The organism is Novosphingobium sp. (assembly GCF_031417815.1).
GTDB lineage: Bacteria > Pseudomonadota > Alphaproteobacteria > Sphingomonadales > Sphingomonadaceae > Novosphingobium.
The window spans coordinates 64,269-78,398 of record NZ_JANOWI010000017.1 but is presented as its reverse complement, the minus strand read 5'-3'; the positions used below and the strand labels follow the sequence as shown (position 1 = coordinate 78,398).

Annotated in this window: 10 protein-coding genes; 5 read left to right on the top strand and 5 right to left on the bottom strand. The window is 65.8% G+C overall.

The window, feature by feature from the left end; genetic code table 11:
• Nucleotides 1-80 precede the first annotated feature (80 nt).
• From RMN99_RS04435 to RMN99_RS04420, 4 genes are all read right to left on the bottom strand, one after another.
• Nucleotides 81-4,748 (bottom strand): NAD-glutamate dehydrogenase domain-containing protein, encoded by a 4,668-nt coding sequence (locus RMN99_RS04435; protein ID WP_309622086.1) that lies wholly within the window; start codon nt 4,746-4,748, stop codon nt 81-83.
• Between the two features lie 135 nt (nt 4,749-4,883).
• On the bottom strand, nt 4,884-5,864 hold the full coding sequence (locus RMN99_RS04430; protein ID WP_309622085.1) for an LLM class flavin-dependent oxidoreductase: 981 nt from the start codon (nt 5,862-5,864) through the stop codon (nt 4,884-4,886).
• On the bottom strand, nt 5,861-6,706 hold the full coding sequence (locus RMN99_RS04425) for a hypothetical protein (RefSeq protein WP_309622084.1): 846 nt from the start codon (nt 6,704-6,706) through the stop codon (nt 5,861-5,863). The genes RMN99_RS04430 and RMN99_RS04425 overlap by 4 nt, the downstream gene beginning before the upstream one ends.
• Before the next feature lie 15 nt (nt 6,707-6,721).
• Nucleotides 6,722-7,453 carry an alpha/beta hydrolase gene (locus RMN99_RS04420; RefSeq protein WP_309622083.1) on the bottom strand — a complete coding sequence of 244 codons (732 nt, stop codon included), beginning with the start codon at nt 7,451-7,453 and terminating at the stop codon, nt 6,722-6,724.
• Between the two features lie 121 nt (nt 7,454-7,574).
• On the opposite strand from RMN99_RS04420, the gene RMN99_RS04415 reads away from it, so the two are divergent.
• From RMN99_RS04415 to RMN99_RS04405, 3 genes are all read left to right on the top strand, one after another.
• Nucleotides 7,575-9,218, top strand: coding sequence for an alkaline phosphatase D family protein (locus tag RMN99_RS04415; protein WP_409035231.1), 1,644 nt, complete (start codon nt 7,575-7,577; stop codon nt 9,216-9,218).
• Nucleotides 9,219-9,482: 264 nt separating this feature from the next.
• Nucleotides 9,483-11,480, top strand: a complete 1,998-nt coding sequence (thrS, locus tag RMN99_RS04410; RefSeq protein ID WP_309622126.1) for a threonine--tRNA ligase — start codon at nt 9,483-9,485, stop codon at nt 11,478-11,480.
• Nucleotides 11,481-11,637: 157 nt separating this feature from the next.
• Nucleotides 11,638-12,381 carry a sulfite exporter TauE/SafE family protein gene (locus RMN99_RS04405; RefSeq protein ID WP_309622081.1) on the top strand — a complete coding sequence of 248 codons (744 nt, stop codon included), beginning with the start codon at nt 11,638-11,640 and terminating at the stop codon, nt 12,379-12,381.
• Here RMN99_RS04405 and RMN99_RS04400 read toward each other — a convergent pair.
• A complete protein-coding gene (locus tag RMN99_RS04400; RefSeq protein WP_309622080.1) occupies nt 12,370-12,501 on the bottom strand; it encodes a hypothetical protein in 132 nt (43 codons plus the stop codon). The genes RMN99_RS04405 and RMN99_RS04400 overlap by 12 nt on opposite strands.
• A gap of 61 nt (nt 12,502-12,562) precedes the next feature.
• Here RMN99_RS04400 and RMN99_RS04395 point away from each other — a divergent pair, with 61 nt between their 5' ends.
• Nucleotides 12,563-13,615 (top strand): peptidylprolyl isomerase, encoded by a 1,053-nt coding sequence (locus RMN99_RS04395; protein WP_309622079.1) that lies wholly within the window; start codon nt 12,563-12,565, stop codon nt 13,613-13,615.
• A gap of 163 nt (nt 13,616-13,778) precedes the next feature.
• Nucleotides 13,779-14,093, top strand: a complete 315-nt coding sequence (locus RMN99_RS04390; RefSeq protein ID WP_309622078.1) for a DUF1905 domain-containing protein — start codon at nt 13,779-13,781, stop codon at nt 14,091-14,093.
• The last annotated feature ends 37 nt before the right edge of the window (nt 14,094-14,130 follow it).

Sequence of the window (14,130 nt, the reverse complement as noted above, 5' to 3'; positions counted from 1 at the left end):
TTGCCGAACAAGGCGGCTTCGCCGCAAAGCGCAACGTCTCTGCGTCTCCCTTTCTTCTCTGCGCCTCCGCGTGAACCAATCTACCGTGCCAGCAGATTGCGCGCCTGGCTGGCGATCTGCGCGAGCATGGCCGGGGCCACCGTCATGGTGTTCTGCGCGCGGGCGATCACGGTGCGGAACTGGCGGATGGCCGAAGCCTGTTCGTCCGCCCAGCGCTCCACCGCCTTGGCCCCATCACCCTTCTTGCCGGTGTTGCGGCGCAGGAAATCGAGCCGCATCTGCTGAAAATCGCGCGCCAGGCCGTTGATCAGCAAGCGCTCCCACGGATCCGACGGGCTCATCCGTGCGGCGATCTGTTGCGCCCAGTCAAGCCCGAGGCGCGCACCCAGATCGGTGAAGGCCAGGGTCAGCGACCGGGTTGGCACGCCGCTTTCCTGGGCGAGGCGCGCCAGCCCGATCACCCCGTCGAGATCGAACAACCGCACCACCATCGCCGCTTCGGCCGGGGGTGCGCCCGCGCCGACCAGTTCGGCCTGCATCCGGGCCGAATGGGTGCGCGCTTCGCTGGCCAGCAGGATATCGAGATCGCGGGTCAGCTCGCGCACCCCGCCTTCCAGTTCGGCCACCAGCTTCGAAGGCAGCAGCGTGCCTGCGCCGATCCGCAGCAGGTCGGCCATATGATCGGCCACTGCTGACGACGCGCGCTCGAACAACAGGATCCGCGCGCTTTCCGGCATTGGCGTGGTTTCGATCGCTTGCCACACCGCTGGCACGCCGAGCAGCTTTTCCGCCGCCACAAAAGCCGCAGTAACCTGCGCCAGGGTCGCCCCTTCTTCCTCCGCCAGTTCGTAGGGATGGATCAGGCCCATCCGGTTGACCATGCGGTTGGTCAGCTTGGTGGCGATGATCTCGCGCCGCAGCTGGTGGGCCAGGATATCGGCCTTGAACCTGGCGCGCATCGGCACCGGGAACTTGTCCAGCAATTCATCGGCCAGCCCCGGATCGTCGGGCAGATGCGAATCTTCAAGTGCTTCCTGCAGCGCCAGCTTGGCGCAGGACAGCAGCACCGCCAGTTCGGGCCGGGCCAGCCCATGGCCTTCGGCGGCGCGGCGGCTCAGCACTTCGGCTTCGGCCAGGCCTTCGGTCTTGCGATCAAGCTGGCCCAGCGCTTCTAGCGTCTCGATGAGGTGCAGGTGCGACGGGACCGATTTGGCCCCGCCGGCCTGCGCGATCGACAGTGCCAGGGCCTGCAGCCGGTTATCCTCCAGCACGATTTCGGCAACGTCATCGGTCATTTCGATCAGCAGCTTGACCCGCGCCGGCTCGGTCAGCCGCCCGGCGCGCTTGGCACTGGCCAAAGCGATCTTGATATTGACCTCGTTATCGGAACAATCGACCCCGGCCGAATTGTCGATGAAGTCGGTGTTGATCCGCCCGTCACGCAGTGCAAATTCGATGCGCCCGGCCTGGGTGCAGCCCAGGTTGGCACCCTCGCCGATCACCTTGGCGCGCAAGTCTGCTCCGTCGATCCGCAGCGCATCGTTGGCCGGATCGCCGACATTGACGTTGTTTTCGCTCGACGCCTTCACATAGGTGCCGATCCCGCCGAACCACAATAGATCAATTTCGGCCTTGAGCACCGCGGTGATCAGGCTGTCAGGATCGATCGTTTCAACCTGGAGCCCCAGCATCTCGCGCACTTGCGGCGAGAGCGGGATTTCCTTGAGGCTGCGGGCAAACACCCCGCCGCCCTTTGAAATCAGCTTCTTGTCGTAATCCTCCCAGCTTGAGCGCGGCAGCGCGAACATCCGCGCGCGTTCGGCCCAGCTTTTCGCCGGATCGGGATGGGGATCGAGGAAAATGTGGCGGTGATCGAACGCTGCGACCAGCAGAATCGATTGCGACAGCAGCATGCCATTGCCGAACACGTCGCCCGACATGTCGCCGCAACCCGCCGCGCGAACCGGATCGCTTTGCACATCGACGCCCATTTCGCGGAAATGGCGCTGCACCGATAGCCAGGCACCCTTGGCGGTGATGCCCATGGCCTTGTGATCATAGCCCTTCGAGCCACCGCTGGCGAAAGCATCGTCGAGCCAGAAATCACGCTCGTCGGCAATCGCGTTGGCAGTATCGGAAAAGGTCGCGGTGCCCTTGTCGGCGGCGACCACGAAATAGGGGTCCGCGCCATCATGCACGACAACCGACCCCGGATGCACCACCTTGCCGCCCACGATGTTGTCGGTGATCGAAAGCAGCGTGCGGATAAACAGCTTGTAGCTTTCCTTGCCCTCGATCAGCCAGCCATCGCGGTCGCGCGCGGGATCGGGCAACTGCTTGGGATAGAACCCGCCCTTGGCACCGGTCGGCACGATCACCGCGTTCTTGACCCGCTGGGCTTTCATCAAGCCCAGCACTTCAATGCGGAAATCGTCGCGCCGGTCGGACCATCTAAGGCCGCCGCGCGCCACCGGCCCCGCGCGCAAGTGGATCCCTTCAACCCGGCGCGAATAGACGAAGATCTCACGCCACGGCAGCGGCTTGGGCAGGCCCGGAACCAGCGCTGAATCGAGCTTGAAAGCCAGCGCTTCCTCGCCCGCAGGGGCAAAGGCATTGGTGCGCAACATGGCTTCAACCAGCGCGCGATACTGGCGCAGCAGGCGGTCATCGTTGATCGCGCTGACTTTGGCCAGGCCCGCGCGGATCGCAGTCTGCGCGTCAGCTTCGCACCTCGCCCGGTCGCCCTTGAACCGAGGATCGTGGCGGCAGGTGAACAGATCGATGATCCCGCGCGTAACCATCGGCGCGTGCTGCAACGCATCGACCACGGTGGGGATGCCATAGGTCATCCCGGCCTGGCGCAGATAGCGATACCAGGCGCGCAGCCAGCCCGCTTCTTCCGCCGACAGCCCGGCGGCAACGATCAGCCGGTTGAAGGGATCGTCTTCGGCATGGGCGTTGAGGACATTGGCAATCGCCGCTTCCAGCGCGTCGGCGCGTTCGAGCAGCGCGAGGCAATCGAGCCCGGCGGGCACGCCCAATGCGAAATCGTGGATCGTGCCCAGCCGGCCCTCGTCGAGATCGGTGGGGACGTCCTCGACTACCCGGAAGCCGAAGTTTTCGAGCGCGGGAACCGTGTCTGACAGGGCAATCGCGCCGCTGCGCTGATACAGCTTGAGCCGCAGTTCGCCCGGATCGACCGCATCGGCGCAGCGCAGCCGGGCACCGCGGCGCGGACCTTCTTCGCCATCATCGGCGAGGCGGCGCAGGCGCGCGATATCGATCGCCGCCTCAACCGCACCATAAGCGCTGCGGTAGGCCGGGGGGAAGGCTTCGGCAAAGCGCGCGGCGATCGCGGCAGCGCGCGAAGGATCCTCGCTGGCGGCGATTTCGGCTTCCACCGCATCGGTCCAGCCGCGCACCATGGTCTGCAATTGCAGGTCGAGCTTACCCTCATCGGGCGCGGGCACCCCATCGCGCACGTCGAGCACGAAGCGGATCATCGCCAGGTTGCTGCCTTCGACCTGCAGGCTCCAATCGAGCACCGGGGCCTGCGCGGCGTGGCTCAGCATCGCGGCGATAGCATGGCGCACATCGGTCGAGAGCGAATCGCGCGGCAGCCAGACGAACGCGAACAGGTGACGCTTGAGCGGCGCCTGGACCAGCGCGAGGCGCGGGCGCGGGCGATCGACCAGGCTCATCATCGCCATCGCAATCCGTTCCAGATCGGCGTCGGAGAACCCGATCAGCAAGTCGTGCGGCAGCGCGGTCAGCGCATGGACCAGCGCCTTGCCGGCGTGGCCATTGGGCGCAAAGCCAAACTTGGCCATCAATTCTGCCAGCTGCGCGCGCATCCGCGGGATCCGGTCGGGCGAGGCGGACAGCGCAGCGCTGGTCCAGACCCCGGCATGAACCGACAGCGCGGTGACCTTGTTGCCTTCGATCACCGGGACCAGGAACAGATCGAGCGGGACCCGGCGGTGGACATTGGCGATCAGGTTCGACTTGATGATCAGCGGCACCCGGCCGCCGCCCTTGCCCGCGCCATCGAACCAGGCAAAGGCCCGGTCATAACTGGCCGGGGCAAGCAGCGCCTTGGCGCTTTTCTTGCAGATCCCCAGCGCGTCCGACTGGCTGCCATCGCGCTGGCGGGTGACGTGGCCAAGCTGGGTCAGCATCCCGTCCTTGAACCAGCGCATCAGCGCAGCGCCTTCGCCGTCCGCCAGGGCATCGGCATCCTGGCCCATCGCTTCCTGCATCCGCGGCCAATCGGCCACCGCGGCGCGCACATCGGCGAGCGTTGCCGACAACGCGGTCTCGAGATTGCGCCGCAGCCGGGCATCGGCGCGGTCCGTCTCGAGATAGATCATCGATTCGCGCTTTTCACCGGCGGCCTGGCCATCGGGCACATCCGCCAGCTTGCCGCTGCCATCGCGGCGCACCGCGATCACCGGATGGAGCAGGCGGTCGATCGTCAGGCCGTGCGCGGAAATGGTTGAGGCAATCGAATCGACCAGGAACGGCATGTCATCGTTGATCAGCGCCAAGCGCATGAAGCGCTCGCTGGTACTGCCCGAAATCGATTCGATGATGACCTTGCCCTGGCCGGGATCGCGCTGCTGCGCGGCGGCAAGAACGAAACCGGCCGCCGCCTCGAGCCCGCCGGCGGCGAACGGCAGATCACCGGGAAGCAGCGAATCCGCCAGATGCCCAGCCAGGGCCTTGCTCAGTGCCGACTTCGAACTCATCGCGAACGCTCCTCGCAGCGGGGCTGACCCGGCTAGATCCTGCTTGTTATTTTATTACCGCTTGTAGCAGTATTTATGCGCACTGTAGTGGCAACCGGTCTCCATCGCAACCACCTTGCCCCTAGGGAAATGGGCCTAATGCAGTGCTTTCATCGTTAATTCGAGCGAACGGCAGCGGGCGGCAGGATCGTAGGTTGCACCCGAAACGATGATCTCATCGGCACTGGTCCGCTCGGCAAACTTCGTGATTTCGCGCGCCACCGTCGCGGGCGAACCGACCGCGCTGGCCTGGCGCATATGTTCAAGCATGGCGAGCTGGCTGGGCGGCAGGGTCTGGCGGTAACCGGGCACCGGGGGTTTGAACCGGCCCGGCGTGCCGGTGCGCAGCGCGACAAACGCCTGATCCATCGATGTGCCAAGCACCTGCGCCTCTTGATCGCTATCGGCGCAGATCACCGTCATCGCCGCCATCACGTGTGGCTTGTCGAGCCACTGCGAGGGCTTGAACGTGCGGCGGTAAACCTCGAGCGCAGCATCGAGCTGATCGGGCGCGAAATGCGAGGCGAAAGCATAAGGCATTCCCAGCATCGCCGCGAGCTGCGCGCCAAAGGTGCTTGAGCCGAGCATCCACATCTCGACCTGAGCCCCCAGCCCTGGCGTCGCGCGGATCGGCAATTCTGGTGTGCCGGTGAGCAGCGCGCGCAGTTCGACCACGTCTTGCGGGAAATACTCCGAAGCGCGCGCCAGATCGCGGCGCAAGGCCTGCGCGATCCGCAAGTCGGCGCCGGGCGCGCGGCCCAGCCCCAGATCGATCCGGCCCGGGAACAGCGCATCGAGCGTGCCGAACTGTTCGGCGATCACGAACGGATTGTGATTGGGCAGCATGATCCCGCCCGAACCGATCCGGATGGTCCTGGTCGCATGCCCGATATGCGCCAGCACCACCGAAGTCGCGCCGCCGGCCACCCCGTCCATGGCGTGGTGTTCGGCCACCCAGAAGCGGTTGTAGCCGGCCGCTTCGGCGATCTGCGCGAGAGCGGCACTATCGGCGAGCGCCTCGGCAACCGTGCCGGTATCGCGCACGGTGACAAGGTCGAGGACGGAAAGTTTGATCACCTGCCGGGTTGTGCGGCAGGCGGCCCCAATTGGTCAAGATAACCCTGCGCGGTCTTTGCAGCCGGACTGCCAGGCGCGGTCTTGATTACCGACAGCCAGCTCAGCCGCGCTGCCTCGTCGCGGCCCGAAAGCACCGCGATTACCCCGGCTTCAAGCCCGATTTCGGGATCGATCGGGAACAGTTCGGCGGCGCGCTGGATTTGCTGTTGAGCTTCGGCGAGCTTGCCCATCCGGCGCGAAAGTGTGGCGGACAGCAGCCAGCCCTGGGCATTTTCGGGAACCAATCGGCGCGCCTCGGCCAGCGCTTGTGCGGCTTCGTCCTGACGGCCGAGCGCCACCAGTGCGCGGGCCCGGTCGATCTGGATCAGCCCGTCCAGCTTGGCGTCGCCCGCAGCTGCGGCATCGCCGTGCGCCAGATCGAGCGCGGCCAGCGCCTGATCGACATCGCCCGCCACGATCCAGGCATTGCCGCCGAGCGAACCCAGGCGGCCGCGTTCGCCGCGTTCGCTGGCCGGCAACTCATCGCGCGCCGAAAGGAACAGCGCGGCAGCCGGTTCCCAGCCCTCGATCCGGGTCAAAGCCATGGCCTTGCACTGTTTGGCCCCGGCGCGCTCGGCCTGGGTTTTGGCTTTGGCGAGCCAGCCATCGGCGACCTCGATTCCGTCCGAAGGGCGTTCCATTGCCAGCCCAAGGCACTGCTGCAGCATCGTTGGCTGGGCCGGGGCGGCACTCTGGGTCATGGCGGGGGCATCCTTCTTGCGCGGATCGGGCAGCGGCGCCTGAGGCAAGGCCGGGCCGACCCCGACCTGGGCAAGCAGTGGCAGCAGCAAGGCAAGCGGCATCGGCTCACTCCGGGGTCAAGGCAACATTTCGATCGTGCGCAACAGCAGCGCGATATCCTGGTCGCGCGACAGGCGGTGGTCGCCGTCCTTGACCAGCGTGACCTGCACATCGGCTGAACGCAACATTTCAGCGAGGCGGAGCGCGGTCTGCCACGGCACATCGGCATCGGCCTGGCCATGGATCAGCCGCACCGGGCAGGTCAGCGCGATGGGCGCGTCCAGCACCTGCTGCGCCTCGCCGTCGGTCCAGAAGCCGGGATAGATCGGCGTTGGATCGGGACCATAGGGATTGTCTTCGAATACCGTCTTTCCAGCAGTCAGTGCGGCCTTCTGGTCGGCATCATAACCCCAATCGGTGAAGTCCGGCGCAGCGGCAATCCCGACCAGTCCCCGGACCCGCTGCGGCATCGCCAGCGCCGCGAGCAGCATCAGCCAGCCGCCCATCGAAGACCCGATAAGGACCACGTCGGGGCCGCATAGCGCCGCAACAAGCGCAACGACTTCATCGCGCCACCGCGTCAAAGTACCATCGGCGAACTGGCCCTCACTTTCGCCGCAGCCGGAATAGTCCAAGACCAGACATTCGCGTCCGTTAGCGACCGCCCAGCCGAACACCGCGCTCGCCTTGCCGCCCGCCATGTCGCTCATGTAGCCGGGCAGGAACACCAGCGCCGGGCCAGTGCCGGGGGCATGGCGATAAGCGATCCGGCGGCCATCGGGGAGGGGGTGAAATGCGGTTGACTCCATTGGCCGAGACCTAGGCCGGGCCGCCGCTCAGCGAAAGTGCCTTCTTCAATCCGCCATGCCGCCATTGCCCCGTCACAAAAGCCCGCTAGTCTTGATGCAAACACCACCCGGAGACCCGCCGATGCCTTTGCCGCCACCACCGCCCGCGCCGCTTGCCCAGACCAGCCGCCGCACCGCGCTCAAGCTGGCGATGCTGGGGCTGGCCGGGACCGGCGCGCCGGTGCTGGCGCGGCGGGCGCGGCGGTTCAGCCACGGGGTGGCAAGCGGCGAACCGGGGCACGACAAGGTGCTGCTGTGGACCCGGTACCAGACCGGGCAGGACACCCAGGTCAAATGGGAACTGGCCGAGGATGACGCCTTCGCCAAAATCGCGGCGCACGGCGAGGGCATCGCCGCGCCCGCCCACGATTGCTGCGTCAAGGTCTGGGCCAAAGGACTGCGGCCGGGGCAGTGGTACTATTACCGCTTTATCGGCGACGGCGGCGAAATGTCGGTCACCGGCCGCACGCGGACCCTGCCGGCCGGCAAGACCAAGCGCTTCCGCATGGCGGTGTTTTCCTGCTCGAACCTCGGCTTCGGGTTCTTTAACGCCTATGCCCACGCGGCCGAGGCGGGCGATTTCGATCTTGCCGTGCACCTCGGCGACTATTTCTACGAATACCAGCGCGGCGACTATCCTTCGCCCAAGCAGGTCGTCCCGGGCCGCGAAGCGCCGATCGACGAGGCGGTGACGCTCGAAGGCTACCGCGACCGGTTCCGCACCTATCGCAGCGATGCCGATCTGCAGCGGCTGCACCAGCTGCTGCCGATGGTTGCAATGTGGGACGATCATGAGACCGCCAACGATACCTGGGCTGGCGGGGCCGAAAACCACCAGCCGAACGAAGGTGACTGGGCCACGCGCAAGGCGGCGTCCGAGAAGGCCTACCGCGAATGGATGCCGGTGGCGGACGAATTCTACACAGCTTACGAGATCGGCGGTCTCGCCACCCTGTTCAAGGTCGACAGCCGCCACCTGGCACGCAGCAAGCCGCTCGATCTGTTCAGCGTGTTCAAGGGTGCCGCGCCGGGGCAGGCCGAAGCCGCCTATGCGCATTTTCGCGATGGCGAATGGCGCGATCCCCGGCACACGCTGCTCGGTGCCAAGCAGGAACGCTGGCTGGCCTCGGCGCTCAAGGCCTCGGTCCGCGCGCGCAAGCCGTGGCAGGTGCTGGGCCAGCAGATCGTGATGGGCGAACAGGTGATGAGCGCCAAGGTGGTGGACGGCATGCCCGCCGCGACCCCCGATTGGCTGAAGGCGCGGCTGCAGGCCAACATCGTGGCGGGCCAGGCCGGGGTGCCGTGGAACATGGACGCCTGGGGCGGCTATCCCGCCGCGCGGGGCCGACTTTACAAGGCTTCGCTTGAGGCCGGGGCCAACCTGGTGGTGCTCTCTGGCGACAGCCACAACGCCTGGGCCTTCGATCTGAACCGCGGCGGCAGCCGTGTCGGTGTCGAGATGGCCGGTCAAGGCGTCACCTCGCCCGGGGCCGAGGGCACCCTGCCGTGGCTGAAACCGGACGATCTGGCGCGCGACATGGTCGCGGCCAACCCGCAGCTCAAATGGTGCGACACGTCCCAGCGCGGCTACATGGCCGTCGAACTGACCCCGGCCGCCGCCACCAGCGAATGGCGGTTTTTGGCGAGCGTGCGGCAACCGGGCACCGCGCTCGCAGGGGTAAAGCGGATGACGGTGCTGGCGGGCGCGCGGAGGTATTCGGTTTAGTTCCTCCCCGAAACGGGGAGGAATGTTGCCTCCTTTACCCCTCCCTGCTATCCACCTCAGCGATGACGCAGCACCGCGCCTTGCAGACCACTACCACCACCCCGGCTTTCCGGGGGCGGGTGGCTGTCGCCTAGGCGAAAGCACACCGCCGTCCGGGTTCGGGCGGCTGGCGTTTCCTCTCGAACCTGATCCGCAACCAACGCCGCCCCTTCCGGTGTGCGCACGCTTGTGCCAAAGCGCCGGTCGAACGAGATGAGAGTGAGCATGTCAGACCAGTTCAAGATCAGCCTGCCCGATGGTTCGGTGCGCGAAATGCCCGCCGGGTCCACCCCTGCAGATGTGGCCGCGGCGATTGGCCCCGGCCTTGCCAAAGCGGCGCTGGCCGCGCGGGTGGACGGCGAGCTGGTCGATCTGACCCGGCCCTTTACGGGCGATTCCAGCCTGGCGCTGGTCACGGCCCGTGACGAGGCCGATGCGCTGGAGCTGGCGCGGCACGATTTCGCCCACGTGCTGGCCGAAGCGGTGCAGGCGCTGTGGCCGGGGACGCAGATTACCTTTGGCCCTTCGACCGACGACGGGTTCTATTACGACGTGATGGCCCCTGCCGGGCGCGAGCCGTTTTCGATGGACGATCTGCCCGCGATCGAAGCGAAAATGCGCGAGATCATCAAGGCGGACAAGCCGCTGCGCCGCGAGGTCTGGACGCGCCAAGCCTTGATCGACAAGTGGGCCAAGGACGGCGAGAGCTTCAAGGCCGAATGGGCGCAGGAACTTCCCGAGGGCGAGGAACTGAGCGTCTATTGGTCGGGCGATGACTGGCTCGACATGTGCCGCGGCCCGCACCTGCCTTCGACCGGTAAACTCGATCCGGCGGCTTTCAAGCTGATGCGGGTGGCGGGTGCTTATTGGCGCGGCGATCAGAAAAACGCGCAGCTGACGCGGATTTACGGCACCGGTTGGCTGAACAAGAAGCAGCTTGATGCGCACCTGACGCGGCTGGAAGAAGCGGCCAAACGCGATCACCGCAAACTGGGGCAGGAGATGGACCTGTTCCACCTCCAGAGCGAGGCCCACGGCAGCGTATTCTGGCACCCGCAAGGCTATGTCATTTACCGCATGCTTGAGGACTATATCCGCCGCGCGGTGCAGGGTGCAGGCTGCAAGGAGGTCAAGACCCCGCAGGTGATGGACGCGCGCCAGTGGGAGCAATCGGGCCACTGGGGCAAATACCGCGCCAACATGTTCGTGATCCCCGATGAAGTGCCCAATACCGAGGATGAAGGCCCGGTGATCAGCGGCGCTGCCGAGTGGATGGCGCTGAAACCGATGAATTGCCCGGCGCACGTGCTGATCTTCCGCCAGGGGATCAAAAGCTATCGCGATCTGCCGCTGCGGCTGGTTGAGAACGGCTGCTGCCACCGCAACGAACCGCACGGCGCGCTGCACGGATTGATGCGGGTCCGCCAGTTCACCCAGGATGATGGCCACATCTTCTGCCGCGAGGACCAGATCGTCGAAGAGGTGCGCAATTTCTGCGCGCTGGCCGACCGGGTCTATCGCGATTTCGGCTTCACCTATGCGGTCAAGCTGGCGCTGCGGCCCGAACAGCGGTTCGGTTCGGACGAAGATTGGGACAAGGCCGAAAGCGAGCTGCGCCAGGCGGTAATCGATGCAGGGCTTGCCACCGAAGAGTACGGCTGGGAAGAGCTGCCCGGCGAAGGCGCGTTCTATGCGCCCAAGCTGGAATGGCATCTGACCGATGCGATCGGCCGGACCTGGCAGGTCGGCACGATCCAGTCCGACCGGGTGCTGCCCGAACGGCTCGATGCCAGCTACATCGGCGAAGACGGCGAACGCCACCGCCCGGTGATGCTCCACCGCGCGATCTTTGGGTCTTACGAACGCTTTATCGGCATCCTGATCGAGCACTATGCCGGCAAGCTGCCGGTCTGGCTCGCCCCGGTGCAGGCGGTGGTGGCAACGATCGTTTCGGATGCGGATGGCTATGCCGGCGAAGTTATGACCGCGCTGGAGGCTGCAGGAATTCGTGCCGAAAGCGATACCCGCAACGAGAAGATCAACTACAAGGTCCGCGATCACAGCCTCAAGAAGGTCCCGCACTTGCTGGTGGTGGGCAAGCGCGAGGCCGAAGAGGGCACCGTCGCGTTGCGCACGCTGGGTGCCGAGCACCAGAAGGTCATGCCGCTGGCCGAGGCGATTGCCTTGCTCAAGGCTGAAGCAACCCCGCCGGATCTGCGTTGATTCCTCCCCGGCACGGGGAGGGGGACCGCCCGCAGGGTGGTGGAGGGGACTCGCCGCGGGGCGCACCCCTTCGTTGGCTGCGCCGTGACGCTAATCCCCTCCACCATCCTGAAACGAGTTCAGGATGCTCCCCCTCCCCGTGCCGGGGAGGATTTTAATGCTCGGCCTGACCACGCTCCAGATCGCTGTCGCCATCGCCGCGGCGCTGGGCGCGGCCTTCGTGCGCGGGCTGGCGGGGTTCGGCATGGCGATCCTGCTGGTGCCGGTGCTGGGTCTGGCGATCCCCCCGCGCGAGGCGGTGGTGGTGGCCAACTGGCTGGGGCTGCTGATCGGGCTGGTCGGCCTCAAGAAGATTCTGCACGCCAGCGAGAAATCGGCATTCCAGATCGCGGGGATGGCGGTTCTGGCCACGCCGCTGGGGGTGTGGCTGCTGGCGATTGCCGATCCTTCGTTGGCGCGGCTGCTGATCGCGCTGATCGCGTTCGGATCGTTCCTGCTGGTATTGCTGCCCAAAAAGCCTGCGCATTATGCGCCGGGCATGGGCGAGACCGGGTTTACCGGGCTGCTTTCGGGCGTGCTGACCGGGTTTGCCGGAATGCCGGGGCCGCCGGTGGTGCCCTATTACCTGCGCCGCGAGATCGCGCCAGATCTTGCCCGCGCTTCGATGATGACGATTTTTCTGGCCACATCGGTTGCCGGGGTGGTTTCGGCCACCGCGCTGGGCGTGGCAACGGTGCGCGAGCCGCTGTTTGCCGCCCTGCTGTTTCCCGGCGTGCTGCTGGGCAACTGGCTTGGCACCCGTGCTTTCGGCAAGATCAGCGACCGGACGTGGCGTAGCTTTACCGGCCTCGTGCTGGGCCTGGCGGCTGCTGCGGCTTTGCTGAAACTGCTACAGAACTGACGGGAACGGCGAACCGGCGAGGATCAGCGCCAGCGCGCAGCCGATCACCAGAACCGGGCGCAGCAGCTCTTCGAGCTGCGGAAGCGGACGCGCGGTAACAAAGGCAAGGGCTTTGGCCATGGCTGGCATTGTCGCGCGGGGACCTTGCCAAAAGGTAAAGATTGGCGGCACAGTGGCAGACATGCGCAAGACCTCCATCGTCCTCACCGCCCTGCTCGCCGCCAGTGCCTCCGCGCTAATCGCTCAGGCTTCCGCCAACCAGGCTGCGGGGCGTACTTCGCCCTCGCCGCTCGCCCCCAGCGAGATCGTTGCCAAAGCGCCCAAGGCTGATTGGACGGGAATCGCTGCGTCGGACCTGCTGGTGATGGACCTTACCCCCGATGCCAAGGGCAAGCCCCGCCGCGTGGTGATCCAGCTGATGCCGCCGCCGTTCAGCCAGGGCTGGATCGGCAACATCCGCAAGCTCGCCGCCGCGCACTGGTGGGACGGCACCGCGATCAACCGTGTGCAGGACAATTATGTGGTGCAGTGGGGCGATCCAAATGCCGATGACAAGGCGAAAGCGAAGGCGCTGCCTGCGGGGTTGGTGGCGGTGCCGGAGAGTGCGTATGTTACAGGGGCATCAAATATCGAGGTCACTCTTGCCCTCGCGCGGATGGCTGGCGGTCACGCGGCAGAGTTGGCAGTAATCGAGGCACAACGACAGATGGAAGAGCAAACCGACGGTCCATCGGTTGGCGATCCTTATTCGATAGCGACAGATTTTATTTTGGGTTGGCCAGTGGCAGGCGCGATTGCGGATCAAAAGGTCTGGCCCGTCCATTGCTACGGCATGGTCGGCGTCGGTCGCGACCTTTCCCCCAACACCGGGACCGGGGCCGAGCTTTACACCGTTATTGGCCACGCCCCGCGTCATCTCGATCGCAATATCGCGCTGGTTGGCCGAGTGATCGAGGGGATCGAGTTCCTCTCCAGCCTGCCGCGCGGGCATGGCGCGCTGGGGTTCTATGATCTGGCGCAAGGCGACGAGCGGACCGGGATCGTCTCGATCCGGCTGGCGAGCGAAATGCCGACCGACAAGCCCTTCCCGGCCTACGAATACCTCTCCACCGAAAGCCAGAGCTTCGCCGCCTACGCCGACGCCCGCGCCAACCGCCGCGATGATTTCTTCATCCGGCCTGCTGGCGGCGCGGATGTCTGCAATATCCCGGTGCCGGTGCGGCGGGTGAAGTGAGTTTGGTTTCACGCGGAGGCGCGGAGACGCGGAGAAGAAGTCCTTCTGCTTTCATCGCCGATTTTCCGCGATGCGGAAACACCAATGGCTTGTTTTCGATGGTGCCCGCTTGCGCGGGAAGGTCAATCTGCAAGGCTCCTTCATCTCCTTCGCGTGAAACCAGATGACCGAACGCCTCAACCACACCGGCCCCTTATGGCGCTGGACCACGCCTGCGGCCCCGGCAGCCTGGCACTTCATCACCATTGACGGCGCGGCGGGCGAGGCGCTTTCGGCCACCGCGCTGATGCGGCGGATGGAAGGCATGTCGCACGGATTCGGCTCGATCAAGGTTGCCGCGCGGATCGGCGACAGCGTGTTCAAAACCTCAGTATTTCCCTCCAACGAGCTGGGCTGGCTGCTCCCGGTCAAAGCCAGCGTACGCAAGGCCGAGGGGGTGAGCGAAGGCGATGTGGTTGCGGTGGTGCTGGAGGTTTGAGCCCGACTAGGTCCTCCCCGTTTTTGGCATTCGCCAA

What these genes read in the sequence shown, in the direction of transcription:
- RMN99_RS04425 (WP_309622084.1), bottom strand. Translation starts at nt 6,706, where the DNA reads ATGCCGCTTGCCTTGCTGCTGCCACTGCTTGCCCAGGTCGGGGTCGGC.
- RMN99_RS04400 (WP_309622080.1), bottom strand. Translation starts at nt 12,501, where the DNA reads ATGGCCAAAGCCCTTGCCTTTGTTACCGCGCGTCCGCTTCCGCAGCTC.
- RMN99_RS04415 (WP_409035231.1), top strand. Translation starts at nt 7,575, where the DNA reads ATGCCTTTGCCGCCACCACCGCCCGCGCCGCTTGCCCAGACCAGCCGC.
- RMN99_RS04420 (WP_309622083.1), bottom strand. Translation starts at nt 7,453, where the DNA reads ATGGAGTCAACCGCATTTCACCCCCTCCCCGATGGCCGCCGGATCGCT.
- thrS (WP_309622126.1), top strand. Translation starts at nt 9,483, where the DNA reads ATGTCAGACCAGTTCAAGATCAGCCTGCCCGATGGTTCGGTGCGCGAA.
- RMN99_RS04390 (WP_309622078.1), top strand. Translation starts at nt 13,779, where the DNA reads ATGACCGAACGCCTCAACCACACCGGCCCCTTATGGCGCTGGACCACG.
- RMN99_RS04395 (WP_309622079.1), top strand. Translation starts at nt 12,563, where the DNA reads ATGCGCAAGACCTCCATCGTCCTCACCGCCCTGCTCGCCGCCAGTGCC.
- RMN99_RS04435 (WP_309622086.1), bottom strand. Translation starts at nt 4,748, where the DNA reads ATGAGTTCGAAGTCGGCACTGAGCAAGGCCCTGGCTGGGCATCTGGCG.
- RMN99_RS04405 (WP_309622081.1), top strand. Translation starts at nt 11,638, where the DNA reads ATGCTCGGCCTGACCACGCTCCAGATCGCTGTCGCCATCGCCGCGGCG.